This is a genomic window from Ferrimonas pelagia (genome assembly GCF_039543565.1).
Classification (GTDB): Bacteria; Pseudomonadota; Gammaproteobacteria; order Enterobacterales; family Shewanellaceae; genus Ferrimonas; species Ferrimonas pelagia.
Window position 1 is genome coordinate 39,471 of sequence record NZ_BAABJZ010000012.1, and the last position, 17,184, is coordinate 56,654.

Below are 17,184 nucleotides of genomic sequence, written 5' to 3' on the forward strand. Positions count from 1 at the left end.
CATGGAACATTATCTGAGCCTGTTTGTTCGGGCGGTCTTTATCGAAAACATGGCGCTCTCCTTCTTCTTGGGAATGTGTACCTTTCTCGCGGTGTCGAAGAAGGTGGCGACCTCGTTTGGCCTGGGCGTGGCCGTGGTGGTGGTGCTGACCCTGGCGGTGCCGGTGAACCAGCTGATCTACACCAATATCCTCGCGCCGGGCGCGCTGGCGTGGGCGGGGATGCCCAGTGCGGACTTAAGCTTTTTGCAGTTCATCACCTTTATCGGCGTGATCGCCGCGTTGGTGCAGATCTTGGAGATGATCCTCGATAAGTATTTCCCGCCGTTGTACAACGCGCTGGGGATCTTCTTGCCGCTCATTACGGTGAACTGCGCCATTTTCGGTGCGGTCTCGTTCATGGTGCAGAAGGATTACAACTTTGCTGAGTCCGTGGTGTATGGCCTCGGTGCGGGTACGGGCTGGGCGATCGCCATTGTTCTGTTGGCCGGGTTGCGTGAAAAAATGAAGTACGCCGATGTGCCGCACGGGTTGCGGGGCTTGGGGATCACCTTCATTACCGTCGGTTTGATGGCGTTGGGCTTTATGTCCTTCTCCGGGGTGTCGCTGTAAGCGGCGCTGGCATAGGAAGTTAAAGGAATAGTCGATGGAAATTGTACTCGGCGTTGCGATGTTTACGGCGATTGTGACCGCATTGGTGCTGGTGATCTTGTTTGCCAAGTCCAAACTGGTGGCCAGCGGTGACATCATCATCAGTATTAACGGCGATCCCGATAAGGCGATCACCACCACACCCGGCGACAAGTTACTGGGCGCGCTGGCGGGCGAGGGGATCTTCATCTCCTCCGCCTGCGGCGGTGGCGGCTCTTGCGGTCAGTGCCGGGTGAATGTGAAGTCCGGCGGCGGCGAGATCCTGCCGACCGAGCAGAGTCACATCAATAAGCTGGAAGCGAAAGAGGGCTGCCGTTTGGCCTGTCAGGTTGCGGTGAAGAGCGACATGGATATCGAACTGCCGGAAGAGGTGTTCGGGGTCAAAAAGTGGGAATGCACGGTGGTTTCCAATGACAATAAGGCCACCTTCATTAAGGAGCTGAAACTGGCTATCCCTGACGGTGAGTCGGTGCCCTTCCGGGCGGGCGGTTACATTCAGATCGAAGCCCCGGCCCACCACGTCAAATATAAGGATTTCGATATTCCAGAGGAGTATCGCGCCGACTGGGAACGTTTTGGTTTCTTCGATATTGAGTCGAAGGTGGATGAAGAAACCATCCGTGCGTACTCCATGGCGAACTACCCGGAAGAGCATGGGATCATCATGCTTAACGTGCGGATCGCCTCGCCGCCACCCAATAACCTGTCGCTGCCCGCCGGCAAGATGTCTTCCTATATCTGGAGTCTGAAAGCCGGTGATAAGGTCACCATCTCCGGGCCGTTTGGTGAGTTCTTTGCCAAGGATACCGCGGCTGAGATGGTGTTTATTGGCGGTGGTGCGGGCATGGCACCGATGCGCTCCCATATCTTCGATCAGCTCAAGCGCTTAAATTCCAAGCGTAAGATCAGCTTCTGGTATGGTGCACGGTCGAAGCGTGAGATGTTCTATGAGGACGATTTCGACGGCTTGGCCGATGGCAATGATAACTTTGCCTGGCACGTGGCCTTGTCCGACCCGCAGCCGGAGGACAACTGGGACGGTTACACTGGCTTCATCCACAACGTGCTGTATGAGAATTATCTCAAGGATCATGAGGCGCCGGAAGATTGTGAGTTCTACATGTGTGGACCACCAATGATGAACTCTGCGGTGATCAATATGCTGAAAGATCTAGGGGTTGAAGACGAGAACATTCTGTTGGATGATTTCGGCGGTTAAGCCGTCCCCACGAACAAAGAGCGTTTATGTCGTATCCTAACGTTATCAAGTGGCTGGCCCCATTGGGGCTGGCCCTTCTTCTCTCTGGCTGTGGTCGTGCGCCGGTGATCGAAAGCATCACGGGTCACACCATGGGCACCACGTATCACATCTCCTGGGTCGCTCAGCCGACCAGCGAGTCGACCAGTCAGATCCAGGCGGCGATCGATCACCGGCTAGAGCAGGTGAACGACTCCATGTCGAATTGGCGCCAAGAGTCGCTGATCAGCCAGTTTAACCGGCAGCCTGCCGATACGCCGCTGTTGGTGGATGCGGATTTTATGGCGGTGATCCGCGAATCGGTTCGCTTGCATGCGCTGACCCAGGGTACGCTCGATATCACGGTGTCGCCGCTGGTGGATCTGTGGGGCTTTGGTCCGGATGGCCGGATCGAGACCGCACCGAATGACGAGGCCATCGCCGCGGCGCGGGCGCTCACCGGCTTGGATCATCTGCAGTTTGAAGGTCTGAACCTGACCAAGACGCTGCCCGGCTTGACCCTCAATCTCTCTTCGGTGGCCAAGGGCTACGGCGTGGATGTGGTGGCTGAGTTATTGGAGCTGCGCGGCTTGGATAACTATCTGGTTGAGATCGGTGGGGAATTACGGGTGAAGGGGGTGAAGCCCGACGGCGCGCGCTGGCGGATCGCGGTCGAGCAGCCAGACAGTTATGGCCGGGAGATCGCCCAGATCATCGAGCCCGGCGATATGGCGGTGGCGACGTCAGGGGATTACCGGATCTTCTTTGAGGAGAACGGCGAGCGCTTTTCTCACATCATCGATCCGCGCAGCGGTCGTCCGGCCACCAGTCGGGTGGCGTCGGCCACCGTGTTGGATCCCTCGGCGATGACCGCGGACGGATTAGCGATGGCGATGATCGTGCTGGGGGCGGAGGCGTCGCTGGCTTTGGCCGAGCGCGAGGATCTGGCGGTGATGCTGATCGAGAAGCACGCCAACGGCGATTTTGAGGTACGCTATTCCAGCGCGTATCAACCCTATCTGATGGAGAAGTAACCATGAGCACATTTCTGGCGACCTTTGTCATTATGTTGATGGTGATCGGGCTGATGTCCGTAGGCTATTTGATCAAACGGCGCACGCTCAGTGGGTCCTGCGGCGGGCTCGGCGCCATTGGGATCGATAAAGCCTGCGATTGCCCCGAGCCATGCGATAAACGTAAGGCCAAGATGGCCGAAGAGGCCCGGCGTCAGCGATTGGATCGCGACCGGATCCTATAATGAAAAGCGGCCTGTACAGGCCGTTTTTTTGTTTTAAATCATTCCATTGCGTTTTTCTTCTTAATGCGTATGTTGTAAATAGCTGTATATTGAGACAGCAAACCAATAACAACAAGGCTGACAGGCTTGTCGGTCAAGATCGCACAAGGGGAGAGAAATGGATTTCTTGCGTCGCTCTATTACTCGGCAGTTGGTGGCCGCCATTGCCGGATCCGTCTTTATCATTCTATTGTTCGGTAGTGTACTGCTGGTGAATAAGACGGCCAATGTCGCCCGAGCCCAGCTTGATATCGGCATTGACCGCTTATTGAGCTTCAAGAGTGCTCAGATCACCGGTTTCTTCGAGGCCAGGGGACAGGTGATCCACAGTGTGTTTGCCAGCCCGCAGGTGCAACGTTTCTTCGCCGAGTACGACCGACGCGGCGGAACGCTCAGCGGCGATCCCGACTACGCCGATCTGGTGCAGTATTTCCGCTTTTTCTCTGCGCAGGATCCGGCCATCAAGTCGGTCTTCTTTGGCTCGGAAAATACCCACGAGTATTTCGATCTCGAAGGGCGCTATGAGGGCGATCCCAACTACTACACCAGCAAGCGGCCTTGGTGGGGCGAAGCTAAGGGCAAGGATCGCCTCTATGTGTCGGATCCGGCGGTGGATGCCAACGACGGCTCGGTGTCAGCCACGATCAAGCGCACCGTGTATGATCTGTCCGGGCGATTTCTCGGGATCGGCGGGATGGATATCCTGGTCAGCACCATCGGTGAGCAACTGCTGTCTCAGGTGCAATACGAAGGCCAGGGTCAGGCGTTCATGCTGACCGATGAGGGCAAGGCGGTGTTCTTCCCGGCGTTTGATGAGCAGTTTAAGCCGGGGGATCGGATCGGCCAATTGGACGGAGACGATAACTACGCGCACTTTGCTCAACTGCAAACGGCGATGGAGCGCCAAGAGCAGGGCCACAGCGAGGTTGAGTATCAGGGCGAGACCATGGTGGTGCGTTGGCAGCCGATCCACAGCGACTACCCGCAGGTCAATTGGCGCCTCGGTCTGATGATCCCCAAGGCTTACCTGACTGAACAGATCCTGTCCGTTCGTTTGGATACCACGGTCAAGGGGGTTGGATTTACCTTGCTGATCTCCTTGCTGGTGTGGGCGTTGTTACTGCCGCTGCGCCGTCAATTGAAGCGGCTGCTGGCGGCGATGGAGGAGATCGGCGATGGCGATGCGGATCTGCGACGTCGTATTGACATCAATCGCATCGACGAGATGGGCAAGCTGGCCCGCGCCTTTAACCGGTTTGCGGAGAAGGTGCATGGCTTGATTAGCCGTTCGTCGGCCATGACCTGCGAGGTGAAGGAGGCCAGCGAACAGGCGCAGGTGGCCTGCACCGACACGCTGGCGGCGATCGAACACCAGCAGGGGCGGATCGAGCAGATCAGTACGGCGACCACGGAGATGGCGCAGACCAGTCAGGAGATGGCCGATCGGGCGCAGCATGTCTTCGGTCACGCCAATGCGGCGCAGAGCCAGGTTGGCCAGGCCAATGAGGTGGTGGTCCAGGCGGAGGACCGCCTCGGATTGCTCAACGGCAAGGTGCAAGAGGCCGCCAGTGTGGTGGCGGTGCTGGGGAATAACGCGTCGCAGATCGGCGAGGTACTGGAGGTGATCCGAACCATCGCCGAGCAAACCAATCTGCTGGCACTCAATGCCGCCATCGAGGCCGCCCGGGCTGGCGAGCAGGGCCGCGGCTTTGCCGTGGTGGCCGACGAGGTGCGCACCCTGGCGTCGCGAACGCAAGACTCCACCGCCAACATCCAGCGGATCATTGAGCAGCTGCAACAAAGCAGCGAGACCGCGCAGCAGGTCATGGTCCAAAGCTGTGAGGAAGCGGCGGCGTCGGCGGCGGTCTCTGAGCAGCTGCGCGCGGCACTGGCTCAGGCGCAGGATGCGGTGCAGGGGATCCAAAGCGAGATCCAGTCGATCAGCACGGCGATCAGCCAGCAGGCGACGGCCGCGGGGGATATCGATGAGAAGGTGGTGGCCGTGCAGGAGCTGATCCAGGAAACCGGTCAGCGCTCGCGTTCGCTGGCGCACAGTATCGGCAATGTGTCGCAAGCCAGTGACGGCATCGAGCGGCAGCTCAGTCGGTTTAAGGTGTGATGCCGCTCAGATTAAGTTCTGAGTCTGTCCGCCGTTGGGCATGGCCTCAGCGGCGCAATCACGTTGTTATGATCGTTTCGCAGCGCCGCCAGCTCTGTGCCAAACCCACCGAAAGCAACAACCGGCAACGGCCCTGTGGGGCCATTTGCTGCCACAGGGATTGAGCGCCGATAAGACTGTGATATGATAACTGTATGTTTATACAGTTTGATGGTGCACAAGGCCATCGGTTGCAGTGAGATCCTGACTTATGGTTGAGCCGATCAGACAGCGCAAGATCATCCATGTGGATATGGATTGCTTCTTTGCTGCCGTGGAGATGCGGGATTTTCCCGAGTTGCGGGACAAACCGATCGCGGTCGGCGGCCCGGCCAACAGCCGCGGGGTGATCTCCACCTGCAACTATGAGGCCCGCCAGTATGGGGTGCGCAGCGCCATGCCCAGCAGCGAGGCGCTGCGCCGCTGTCCCGGCTTGATCCTGGTGCCGGGCCGGATGTCGGTCTATAAAGCGGTCAGCCAGCAGATCCGGGCGATCTTTGCGCGCTATACCGAACTGATCGAGCCCTTGTCACTCGATGAAGCCTATTTGGATGTCACTGACTGTCACCAGTGCCGTGGTAGCGCGACCCTGATCGCCCAGCGGATCCGCGCCGAGATCCAGGCCGAAACCGGCCTGACCGCCTCCGCCGGGATCGCGCCCAATAAGTTCATCGCCAAGATCGCCTCGGACGAGAATAAGCCCAATGGTCAGTGCGTGGTGCTGCCTGAGCAATGCGCGGCGTTTGCTGCGGCGCTGCCGCTGCGTAAGATCCCAGGAGTCGGCCCCCGCACCGCAGAGCGTCTGGCCGAGCATGGCCTGCAAAACGGCGCGGATGTGCTCAAGCACAGCCCGGAGCGCCTGCACGAGTGGTTGGGCAAGTTTGGGCCTGTGTTGTATCAGAGGGCTCAGGGGATCGATCCGCGTGAGGTGCAACCCCATCGGGAGCGCAAATCTGTTGGGGTTGAAACCACGGTGGCCGAGGATCTGCGCAGCGAGCAGGCGTGCCTGGATAAACTGATGAGCCTGTTGCCGGAATTGGCCCGCCGATTGGGGGAAAAGCCGTTTAAGGGGTTGAACGTCAAATTGAAATTTAGCGATTTCCAGCAGACCACGGTGGCCTGTCAGGGCAATGAGCTGGCACCGTCACAGCTGGCTGCCTTGTTGCATACCGGCTACCTGCGTGGGGAGGGCAAGGGGGTGCGACTGGTGGGGATCAGCGTGACCTTGGCATCGCACAGCAGTCCTCAGTTGAGCCTGTTATAAGCCCATTTCGAGGCGATAAGCGTTCAGTCGTGCGGGGTAATAACTCACTAGTTGATCCCCATCAAGCCGGCCTGGGGCGGATCCTTCTAGGCTGAAAGCGTGGGTGCGAAAACGTGGCCCATTCACATCGGAAACCTTCGTTGAGGAGGCCGTTATGAGGATCCGAAGCCGTTACCGTCAGATCATCACCGCCAGTGGTATGTTGATATTGGTTGGCGCCGTCTTGTTTGTGTTGGGAGGGATGTTTACCCAGGCACAACCCCTAAGGGACGTGGATTATTTTGATAATTACAGCGGTGAAAAAACCTACTGCCGCACCATCAACCACTATGCCAACGATGAAGCGAAACTGGCCCGACTGGTGTCCTATGCCGACAACAATGCCATGGACTACCTAATGTGGCGGTTTGGCAAGGAGAAGGGCAGGGACATGGTCAGTACCTGCGAGAAAGCCCGGCGGGCGCATATCATCGAGCGTTGTGCGGGGGCTGAGGAGCTGTCGGTTGAGCAAGTGGTGTTGGAATATAACCGTGAACGGATCAAGCAGAAGGGACTGATTTAACCCGACTCCACCATCGGCTCCCGGCGAAGAGCCCTGAGTATGCCCCTTATTGGTGCAATGCGCCATATGGGGGCCTGCCGTTGGTGCGCTGGCGGCGCGAGTCGCCGCGCCGGCGTCGCTGGCAATGACAGATCGGTGTTGGCCCGCTCCTTGCTGTAGAAGTAGACAACCAAGGAGTGATAAGCCCATGAGCGCAGTTGGCACCCTCGTCGTCACCGATCTGGACGGCACCTTACTGGATCACCACACCTACCAATACGATGCGGCGCAGGCCGCACTAGCGCTGTGCCGACAGCGTCGGATCCCGCTGATCTTTAACACCAGCAAAACCTTGGCCGAGAGCCAGGCGTTGGCGTCGGCCCTGTCGCTGCATTGGCCCATGGTGGTGGAGAATGGTTCAGCCATTCATCTGCCTGAGCCGCTGGAGGGCGAGCCGCGCGCCGTGATCCTGGGGCAGCCGCGACAGCAACTGGTGGCGTGGCTCCAGCGGGAGCGGCAACGCGCCGGTTTCAGTGTGCAAGGTTTCTCCGATTGGTCTGTTGCCGAGCTAGCGGCGCACACCGGTCTCAGTCTGGCTCAGGCCGAGCTGGCGCAGCAGCGAGAATACTCTGAGCCGCTGTTATGGCAGGACACGGAGCATGCGTTCCTGACATTTCAGGCATCGGCCCGGGCGCAGGGCTTTACCTTGCTCAAAGGCGGGCGCTTCTTTCATCTGTTGGGCCAGACCGACAAGGGGCGGGCCACCACTTGGCTGCGCCAGCACTATCACACGCGGTCGGGTCAGCCGGTGCAGATCATCGCCTTGGGGGATGGGCACAATGACAGCGCCATGCTCGCGGCGGCCGACGTCGCGGTTCAGATCCGCTCGCCGGTACATCCCTTCCCGCCCAAGCCCGCGGCCAAGCGGGTGATCCAAACCGAGCTGTGTGGCCCGGCAGGTTGGGCGCAAGCCCTGTTGAGCCTGTTGGATCCACAGCCAGCAGCGGCACATTAGGAGCGTAAGCATGGCGGACTATTATCAGAACGGGATCATCACCACTTTGCACAACCTGTCCAACCGACCGGTGGCCGAGTTGGAGCGTGAACTGCTGCAATTCAGTCAACACCGGCCCTTAGGCTTGGTGTTGCCGTCGCTCTATTCTGAGCTGCAGATCGATGCTCTGCCTAAGATCATCGAGGAGCTGGTTCAGGTGCCCTACCTGTCCCAGATCGTCGTGGGGTTGGATCGGGCCGATCGGGACGAATACGTCCAGGCGCTGAAGTTCTTCGATCAATTGCCGCAGCCGCATCGGGTGCTGTGGCATGACGGGCCGAGGCTGCGGGCACTGGATGCGCAACTGCAAGCCAAGGGGCTGGCGCCGGATCAGCCCGGCAAGGGGCGCAACGTCTGGTACTGTTTTGGTTATGTGCAGGCGACCCGCCGGGTGGAGGCCGTGGCGCTGCATGATTGCGACATCCTGACCTATGATCGCAGCCTGTTAGCGCGTTTGATCTACCCGGTGGCCAATCCCCGATTTAGCTACGAATTCGCGAAGGGGTACTACGCTCGGGTGGCGGGGGGCACGCTGAACGGTCGGGTGACCCGGTTATTGGTGACGCCGCTGATCCGGGCTCTTAAGAAGGTGGTGCCGGGATCGGATTATCTGGCCTTTCTTGATAGTTTTCGTTACCCGTTGGCCGGGGAGTTCTCGTTTCGGCTCGACGTGTTAAAGGATCTGCGTATACCCAGCGACTGGGGCTTGGAGATCGGGGTGCTGGCGGAGATGCAGCGCAACTATGCCACCAACCGCTTGTGTCAGGTCGACATTGCCGATGTCTACGATCACAAGCATCAGGCGTTGTCTGCGGACGACGCGACGACCGGGTTATCGCGCATGTCCATCGATATCACCAAAGCGATGATCCGCAAGCTGGCGACGCAGGGGGTGGTGTTCAGTCCCGGCGTGTTGCGCACCATCAAGGCTACCTACTACCGCATTGCGCTGGATTTTATCGATACCTACCGCAACGACGCGATGATCAATGGTTTGACCTTAGACATTCACCGCGAGGAGGAAGCGGTCGAACTGTTTGCCGAAAACATCATTAAAGCCGGCAACCACTTCCTCGATAACCCAATGGAAACCCCCTTTGTGCCGAGCTGGAACCGGGTGTTGGCGGCGATCCCGGATGTGTTTGAGCAGCTGGTCGCTGCGGTGGAGGCGGATCATCAGGAGCTGGGCGCATGACGGTATTACTTGAGACTCTTTGCGGTCATCTAGCGGCGTTGTATCCGCAGTCGGAGAGTGCTGCGCTGGCGCAACGCTTGTGCACGATTATGCGGATCATCCCGGGCGGGCCGGAGCCGGAGCCCTACTGCAACCACTGGGATGAGGGGGACGTCTATGTGATCAGCTACGCTGACAGCCTGCTGAGCGAGACCCACCTGCCGCTGGAGAATCTGCAACACTTTCTCGGTCACTATCTGGCCGAGTCGATCAGCGGTGTTCATATCCTGCCCTTCTTTCCCTATAGCTCAGACGATGGCTTTGCGGTGATCGATTACTATCAGGTCAATCAGAGCGTGGGGGACTGGCCGCAGATCCGTGAGATCGCGGCGCAGTTTGATCTGATGGCCGATGTGGTGATCAACCACTGCTCCAGTCGCAGCGGCTGGTTTGAGAACTACCGGCAGGGCAAGTCGCCGGGCAAGGGCTACTTCTTTGAAGGGGATCCGCAGGCTGATCTGAGCCAGGTGGTGCGGCCGCGCACCTCGCCACTGTTGACCAAGGTGCAGACGCTCGATGGTGAGCGCCATGTCTGGTGTACCTTTAGCGCCGATCAGGTCGATCTCGACTTTTCCAACCCTGAGGTGTTGTGCGAATTTGTCGCCATTTTGCGGTTCTATCTGGAGCAGGGGATAAGGGTGTTTCGCTTGGATGCGGTGGCGTTCGTGTGGAAGATCCCCGGCACTTCGTGCATCAATCTGGCCCAGACCCACACCTTGGTTCGGCTGCTGCGGCTGCTGATCGAGCATCAGCGCCCGGATGCGATCATCATCACTGAGACCAATATTCCTAACCAGGAAAACCTGGCCTATTTTGGCAATGGCAATGAGGCGCACGCGATCTACAACTTTGCCCTGCCACCGTTGTTGCTCAACGCGCTGCTCACCGGCAACGGCCGCCATCTGCGCAATTGGTTGATGACCCTGCCGCCGGCGCGCAGTGGCACCGCCTATTTCAACTTTATCGCCTCACACGATGGGATCGGGCTGCGCCCGGTCGAGGGGATCCTGGATCGCGCCGAGACGGATCGGCTGATCGGGGCAATGGAGCGGTTTGGTGGGCGGATCTCCTGGCGCGATAAGCCCGACGGCAGTCGCGCGGCGTACGAGATCAACATTGCCCTGTGGGAGGCGATGAAGGGCACCCTAGCCGGTGAGGATCATTGGCAGTTGGCGCGGTTTTTGTGTGCCCATACCTTGATGTTGGGAATAGAGGGGATCCCGGCGCTCTATATCCATTCGCTGTTGGCAACGGGCAATGACCATGCGCGGGTGGCGCACAGCAATCACAATCGCCACATCAATCGGCATAAGTGGGACTATCCGCAGCTCCAGGCCTTATTACAGGACGACGGCAGTCATCACCATCAAGTGTTGGCAGCGATGAAGTTGCGCTTGGCCATTCGGCGCCGGCAACGGGCGTTTCATCCCAACGCCACCCAGTACACCTTGCAGTTGGGGGATGCGGTGGTGGGCTTTTGGCGTCAGAGTCTGTGCCGGCGTCAGAGTATCTTTGCCTTGCACAATCTGACGGCGCAGCCGCAGGCGCTGGCGTTATCCTCGCTGAATCTGGCCGCACTGGATCCTTGGACTGATCTGCTCAGCGATCAGTCGTATGAGGATCACCAGGGCCAGATCGAGTTGGCCCCTTATCAGTGTGTCTGGCTCAGTAATCTGAGTGATGGTTGATTAAGTTACTGAAACTGTATTGGAAGTGACTTAGGATCAAACCTGTATTAGTGTCTGTTTGGGATAGAGAGTGATCCGGTTACGCTCCTACCGGCCCGATGACCGGGCCTTTTTTGTTGCGCTGATGGCGTCGCCGCAAGCCATGGCGTGGCTCGAGGGGGCCAAACCCCAAGCGCAGGCCCATGCCCTATTTGATCGGCTCTTGGCCGAGCGGGGACAGATGGCCGCGGGCTTGTTGCTGGGGCCCGATGGACGTGCCATCGGCCACGGCTATCTGCGCCACCTGAGTCCGGGCAGTGAAGCCGAGCTTGGGCTGGTGCTCACGCCTGAGATGTGGGGGCAGGGTTATGGCACCGAGGCCGTTCGGCGCTTGCTGGAGTTGGCATTGGTGGGGCACGGTTGCCGCCGGGTGATCTCCACGGTCGAGCCCGGTCATGGTGCCAGTTGCCGTATGTTGGAAAAGGCGGGGATGGCATGTCGAACCCAATTGCAGGATCGTTCGGGCAGCTACCTGTTGTACGAGTATCGAGCTGAGTGAGTCTGTTACAGAGCCCGGGGAGGGGCGGCCCGTCTGGACCGCCGTGTTGGGGCCGATTATCGGGCAGGGATCGCCTTGAGAACGGCCAGCAGCAATTGCCAGTATTTGGCCACCGAGTCGATGTGCACCTTCTCATCCGGTGAATGGGGGAAGCGGATAGTGGGCCCGATGGACACCATATCCAGAGCCGGATAGGGCTCCTTGAACAGGCCGCACTCCAGACCCGCGTGGATCACCTGAATGCTGGGCAGGGAGCCAAACAGCCCTTGGTAGGTTTCCCGTACGACGGCCATGATCGGCGAGCTGGGATCTGGGTTCCAGCCCGGATAGGCGCCGGAGTCGCTGCAGTGGGCACCGGCGAGTTGTGCCAGCGCCTGCAGCATATTGACCACCATGGCGCGGCCGGAATCGACTGTGGAGCGGATCAGGCACAGCACTTGAACGCTGTCGGATCCCGTCTTGACCACGCCCATATTGAGCGAGGTTTCCACCACACCGGGGAAGGCATCGCTCATGCGGATCACGCCGTGCGGCGCCGCGTGCAGCAGCGCCAGCAGGCGGCGTTGCGCCTCAGCCTCAAACACCTGCTCTGCCGCTGCAACGTCACTCAGGGTGAAGCACAGCTCGGTTTCAATGGCGGCCAGTTCGCCTCGCAGCAACCCTTGGTAATGGCTCACCAGACGTTCCAGCTCGGCCCGCTGCTCTGGGGCGACGGCAACCGTGGCGTAGGCTTCACGGGTGATGGCGTTGCGTAATGAGCCGCCCTTGAGGTGGATCAGGCGCAGGCCCAGCTCAAAGGCGTGACCAAACAGGAAACGGGCCAGCAGTTTGTTGGCATTGCCCCGGCCGGTGTGGATATCGACACCTGAGTGGCCCCCTTTCAGGCCGGTCAGCGCCAGCTCGACGGTTTGATAACCCGCAGGGAGCGCCTCGCGCGTGACGGGCAGCTCCAGTTGCACGTCGATCCCCCCGGCACAGCCCATGTAGATCTCGCCCTCCTCCTCCGAGTCGGTGTTGATCAGGATCTCCCCTTGCAGCAGGCCAGCCTCCAAGCCGAAGGCGCCGGTCATGCCGGCTTCCTCATCGATGGTCAGCAACACCTCCAACGGGCCATGCTCGATGGTGTTGTCGGCCAGCACCGCCAGTGCCGATGCCATACCGATGCCATTGTCGGCGCCCAAGGTGGTATCGGTGGCCGTGACCCAGTCGCCGTCCGCCTCGCTGACGATATAGGGGCGAATGGGATCCCGATCGAATCGGTGCGCGGTTCCGGCGTTCTTTTGCGGCACCATGTCCAGGTGGGCTTGTAGGATCACGCCTTTGCGATCGGCCATGCCGGGGCTGGCGGGCTTGCTGAGGATCAGGTTGCCGACGCGGTCAAGCCGGTGGTCGATACTCTGCTGCTCGGCCCACTGCTGAATGTGGTCACGCAGGGCCAGTTCACGTTTGGATGGGTGTGGAATGGAGCAGATGGTCTCAAACCAGCTCCAGAGGCCCTGAGGAGACAGGGAGTGTAACGACGCCATAGCAGGCTCCTTTTGCGGTGCGCGAATATGTGCGCGCCAGTGTAGCACAGCCCATTGGCTGAGCCGGTTAGGCCACACTGTCCAATGGAAGCAAGTTGTAACCGTTTGAATACAAGCTGGTTGTCCTTGAGTGTACGCAAGGGGGTGATGAAGCTGTTATGGTGAGTTATCAACCAAAATGTAGGGCAGGGAGCGTGGCGATGGGCAAGTTAGTGTGGCAAGCGGTGGCAGAGCCGGATGCGGTATTGGGGCTGGGCGATTGGGATGCCGTGGTGGTGATCAGCGACCGATTTGAGTTGGCGCAGTACCCAGCGATCAGTCATCTGATCCAGCACGCCAAGGCGGTGGATCTGCGTCTGGGGCAGGAGCCGGCCATGTTGCTGGCGCCGGGCTTGGCGGGCGGCCGATTGGTGTTGGCGCCTACTGGCTCGCTGGAGGGCGATTATGAGGATGTGCGCCGCTTTGCCGAAGCGGCGCAAAGCGGGGTGGGCTTAGCGATCCGGGCCGGTGCGCGTCGCCCGCTGCTGTTGATCGATGAGCCCACGGCGGCGCTGCGCTACAGCGAGGCGATGGCGGTGGCGATGATGGGGGCGGGCCATGAGCTGTATCGGCCCTTCGATGCGCCGGGACTGGACGTGATCTTGGGTGTGCTGGGATTGGAGCAGAGCCAGCGCGCCAACGCGCTGGAGCTGGGGCGGATCGCGGCGCGGGATCTGTGTGGTGGCGATCCGGAGCAGATGGCACCGCCGGCGTTTGCCGAGTATTGTCAGAGCCTGTTTGAGGGCAGTGCGGTGTCGGTTGAGGTGCTGAGCGATCGCGCCACCTTAGAGCGGGATTATCCCTTGCTGTCGGGCGTGGCGCGCGCCTCTTTTGGGGTCGAGCGGCATGAGCCGCGCGTGGTGCGGCTGGAGTACGTTGGTGCCGGGGTGATCGGCCGCAACTGGTTCTTAGCGGGCAAGGGCGTAACCTTCGATACCGGTGGGGCCGATCTGAAGATCGGCGGCGCCATGGCGGGGATGAGCCGGGATAAAGGCGGTGCGGCGGCGGTGGCCGGTTTGATGGTGGCGCTGGCGCAGTTGCAGCCCAAAGGCGTGCGGGTGGTGGCTGAGCTGGGGCTGGTGCGCAACAGCCTGGGGAAAGAGGCGATCGTACCGGATGAGATCATCACCGGCCATTCGGGCAAGCGGGTGCGGATCGGCAATACCGACGCCGAAGGGCGCTTGGTGCTGGCAGACTTGCTCTCTCATCTGCGTGAGCGTGCCGTGCTCACGGAGGAGCCGGTGATGTTTTCCGTCGCCACCCTGACCGGGCACGTGGTGCGCAGCTATGGGCCCTACAGCGCGGTGGTGGAGAACTCCGTGGCTCGGGCACAGGCATTGGGCGGTGAGTTACAGGCGATCTCGGAGCAGTGGGGCGAACCGTTTGAGTTGTCCCGTTTACGGCGGGAGGATCTGGCTCAGGTGGCGCCGCGCAGCCCGTCGGAGGATCTGTTGTCATCCAATAACGGTCCCTCGGTGGCGATCGCGCGGGGCCATCAGTTCCCGATGGCGTTTCTGTTGCAGGCGGGCGGTTTAGATCAGCACCAGTTGGGCAGTGATAAGCCGATCGCCTATCTGCATCTGGATATCGCCGGTGCGGCGGTTGAGCAGCGAGATCCGCTGTATGGTAAGCCGACGGCGGTGCCGGTGGCGACCCTGTTGGCGCAATTGCTCGATCACTGATGCTGGGGGCCGGGTGGATGGGTTGCCGCTCGGCCGTCGAGCCTCTGGCTCGGTATGATGAAGTAAATTGCATTCACAATCAGTCACTTGGATGTTTGGTTGTAATGCGCCTGACTGTAATAAAACTACAATATGTCGTGAGGATATGGCGGTATAAGTGGCAATTATGCAAATTTTCGTCAATCCGGCTTGTAATAAAACTACATTTTGGTACATTAGTGACCGTCGGCGGTTAACCCGCTGCCGATGCTGTGCTTGTCAGGAAGACGTTGCTTCTCCAAGGAACTGAGTATCGATGACTCCACGGAACCGAGTTTGCGCCAGGGAACCGCACCTTCGGATCTTGTCATTAATTACCTTTTTCTGGAGTGACGCATGAATTATCCGTTTTCCTACGACGTAACCCTTTATAACACTTGGTATTGCTCCTCTTGGACCACTGGCGGGATGTTTGCTTTAAAGGCGAAGTCGTAAATTGCGCTATCAACCTTTGGGATAAACCGAATTGGTTGTCCCATTTGAGACAATATTCTCTTCCTTACGCTGGCTTTTTGCCGGCGTTTTTTTTGTCTTAAATTCGATAAAACTTCATTTTAACAATGGGTTGCCATTGTTCTGTCACATAACCAAAGTGTTTTTGCTCTATTCGAGGTGGTTGCTGGCTTGGTTGGAGTAAACAACGCATAATGCCGCGCAAATTCGCTTGTCCGTTCTTACTCAAGCGCCAACAGAGCCCAAAACTCTCTTAACCTCCCCGATTTGATAGGTCTCAAAATGCTAGAGAAGCTGTTTCAGCTCACCGAGAACCGCTCCAGCGTCCGACAGGAAGTGATCGCCGGCGTAACCACCTTTTTGACCATGGCGTACATCATCTTCGTCAACCCAGCGATGCTGGCGGACGCCGGGATGGATCACGGCGCCGTGTTTGTCGCCACCTGTGTTGCCGCGTTTATTGGTTGTATGGTGATGGGCCTAGTCGCCAATTACCCGATCGCCCTGGCCCCAGGCATGGGGCTGAATGCCTTCTTCACCTACACCGTGGTGCTGGACATGCAGCACAGTTGGGAAACGGCTCTGGGGGCGGTATTCCTGTCCGGGATCCTGTTCCTGTTGCTGTCGGTGTTTAAGGTGCGCGAGTGGCTGATGAACGCCATCCCGATGTCTTTGCGTTTGGGGATCGCCGCCGGTATCGGTCTGTTTCTGGCGCTGATCGGCCTGAAGAACGCTGGGATCATCGTGGCCAACCAAGCCACCTTGGTAGGGCTGGGTGACGTCACCACCTTCTCTGCCGTGATGGCCGCCTTAGGGTTTGTCTTGATCATCGCGCTGGTGAGCTTCGGTCGCCGTGGTGCGGTAATGCTCTCTATCTTGGCGATCACCGCCCTGTCGCTGCTGTTCGGTCAGATCGACTACAACGGCCTAGTCTCCATGCCGCCATCGGTGGCGCCGACCTTTGCCGCGCTGGATATCATGGGCGCGCTTGAGGTGTCGATGGTCGCGGTGATCTTCGCCTTCTTGTTTGTCGATCTGTTTGATACCTCTGGCACCATGGTCGCCGTGGCTCAGCGAGGCGGTTTGCTGGATGAGCAGGGCCGTCTGCCCCGCGCCAATCGTGCCATGTTGGCGGATTCGAGCGCGACGCTGGCGGGGGCGATGATGGGCACCTCTACCACCACCAGCTATGTGGAGAGCACTGCGGGTGTGTCTGCCGGCGGTCGAACCGGTCTGACCGCTGTGGTGGTCGGGCTGCTGTTCTTGGGCTGTCTGTTTATCTCGCCGCTGGCGGGCATGGTGCCGGCTTACGCCACCACGGGGGCGCTGGTGTATGTCGCTATCCTGATGATGTCGGGGCTGGTGCACGTCGAATGGGACGATCTGACCGAGGCGGCGCCTGTGGTGTTGACCGCGATCATGATGCCGCTGACGTTCTCCATCGCCCACGGTATTGCCATTGGCTTTATTACCTTTGCGGCGGTGAAGTTGCTCAGCGGCCGCTATAAGGAAGTGAGCCTGCCTGTGGCGGTTCTGGCGGTGCTGTTTGTCCTTAAGTTTGCCTTCCTGTAAGGGCTGAGCCCGCCAGGTAAAGCGTTGATTTTTGCTTATAACGCCGTAGCGCTTTGCGCTACGGCGTTTTTCTTTGGGTTTGGCGTATCGACTCGCAGCATCATCCGCTTTTGAGCGGGTATGAGAATGAATGGTTATGGCGATCTTCGGCCATTTTCAGCGCATTGCCCTATGCTTTTTGGGGCGTTGCGGGTAACTTTAGGCCATTCAAGT

14 protein-coding genes are annotated in these 17,184 nt (G+C 59.3%); 13 read left to right on the top strand and 1 reads right to left on the bottom strand.

The features are described 5' to 3' along the window. Position 1 precedes the first annotated feature (1 nt). The 11 genes from nqrE to ABEA08_RS04970 all read left to right on the top strand — a co-directional run bounded on the left by nqrE (position 2) and on the right by ABEA08_RS04970 (position 11,660). Complete coding sequence (gene nqrE / locus ABEA08_RS04920; protein WP_345333872.1) at positions 2-610, top strand: NADH:ubiquinone reductase (Na(+)-transporting) subunit E; 609 nt, start codon at positions 2-4, stop codon at positions 608-610. A 34-nt stretch (positions 611-644) separates the two neighbouring features. After that, positions 645-1,868 carry an NADH:ubiquinone reductase (Na(+)-transporting) subunit F gene (gene nqrF, locus ABEA08_RS04925; protein ID WP_345333873.1) on the top strand — a complete coding sequence of 408 codons (1,224 nt, stop codon included), beginning with the start codon at positions 645-647 and terminating at the stop codon, positions 1,866-1,868. Positions 1,869-1,894: 26 nt separating this feature from the next. Beyond that, positions 1,895-2,920, top strand: coding sequence for an FAD:protein FMN transferase (locus tag ABEA08_RS04930; RefSeq protein WP_345333874.1), 1,026 nt, complete (start codon positions 1,895-1,897; stop codon positions 2,918-2,920). Positions 2,921-2,922: 2 nt separating this feature from the next. Then, positions 2,923-3,144 carry a (Na+)-NQR maturation NqrM gene (gene nqrM / locus ABEA08_RS04935; protein ID WP_345333876.1) on the top strand — a complete coding sequence of 74 codons (222 nt, stop codon included), beginning with the start codon at positions 2,923-2,925 and terminating at the stop codon, positions 3,142-3,144. Between the two features lie 157 nt (positions 3,145-3,301). After that, complete coding sequence (locus ABEA08_RS04940) at positions 3,302-5,302, top strand: methyl-accepting chemotaxis protein (RefSeq protein ID WP_345333878.1); 2,001 nt, start codon at positions 3,302-3,304, stop codon at positions 5,300-5,302. A 250-nt stretch (positions 5,303-5,552) separates the two neighbouring features. After that, positions 5,553-6,605 (top strand): DNA polymerase IV, encoded by a 1,053-nt coding sequence (gene dinB / locus ABEA08_RS04945; protein WP_345333880.1) that lies wholly within the window; start codon positions 5,553-5,555, stop codon positions 6,603-6,605. Positions 6,606-6,759: 154 nt separating this feature from the next. Continuing rightward, positions 6,760-7,167 (top strand): hypothetical protein, encoded by a 408-nt coding sequence (locus ABEA08_RS04950; RefSeq protein ID WP_345333882.1) that lies wholly within the window; start codon positions 6,760-6,762, stop codon positions 7,165-7,167. Positions 7,168-7,354: 187 nt separating this feature from the next. Then, on the top strand, positions 7,355-8,161 hold the full coding sequence (locus ABEA08_RS04955) for an HAD-IIB family hydrolase (protein WP_345333884.1): 807 nt from the start codon (positions 7,355-7,357) through the stop codon (positions 8,159-8,161). Positions 8,162-8,171: 10 nt separating this feature from the next. Beyond that, positions 8,172-9,395 carry a glycosyltransferase family protein gene (locus tag ABEA08_RS04960; RefSeq protein ID WP_345333886.1) on the top strand — a complete coding sequence of 408 codons (1,224 nt, stop codon included), beginning with the start codon at positions 8,172-8,174 and terminating at the stop codon, positions 9,393-9,395. Further along, positions 9,392-11,122, top strand: a complete 1,731-nt coding sequence (locus tag ABEA08_RS04965) for a sugar phosphorylase (RefSeq protein ID WP_345333888.1) — start codon at positions 9,392-9,394, stop codon at positions 11,120-11,122. Before ABEA08_RS04960 ends, ABEA08_RS04965 begins: the two co-directional genes overlap by 4 nt. Before the next feature lie 70 nt (positions 11,123-11,192). Then, positions 11,193-11,660: a GNAT family N-acetyltransferase gene (locus tag ABEA08_RS04970; RefSeq protein WP_345333890.1), complete on the top strand. Its 468-nt coding sequence runs from the start codon at positions 11,193-11,195 to the stop codon at positions 11,658-11,660. 56 nt (positions 11,661-11,716) lie between these two features. Here ABEA08_RS04970 and ABEA08_RS04975 read toward each other — a convergent pair whose 3' ends face one another. Further along, positions 11,717-13,186 (bottom strand): aminoacyl-histidine dipeptidase, encoded by a 1,470-nt coding sequence (locus tag ABEA08_RS04975; protein ID WP_345333892.1) that lies wholly within the window; start codon positions 13,184-13,186, stop codon positions 11,717-11,719. Between the two features lie 200 nt (positions 13,187-13,386). Between ABEA08_RS04975 and ABEA08_RS04980 the strand changes: the two genes are divergently transcribed. Further along, positions 13,387-14,907 carry a M17 family metallopeptidase gene (locus ABEA08_RS04980; RefSeq protein WP_345333894.1) on the top strand — a complete coding sequence of 507 codons (1,521 nt, stop codon included), beginning with the start codon at positions 13,387-13,389 and terminating at the stop codon, positions 14,905-14,907. Positions 14,908-15,681: 774 nt separating this feature from the next. Continuing rightward, positions 15,682-16,971, top strand: coding sequence for an NCS2 family permease (locus tag ABEA08_RS04985; protein ID WP_345333896.1), 1,290 nt, complete (start codon positions 15,682-15,684; stop codon positions 16,969-16,971). Positions 16,972-17,184: the final 213 nt, after the last annotated feature.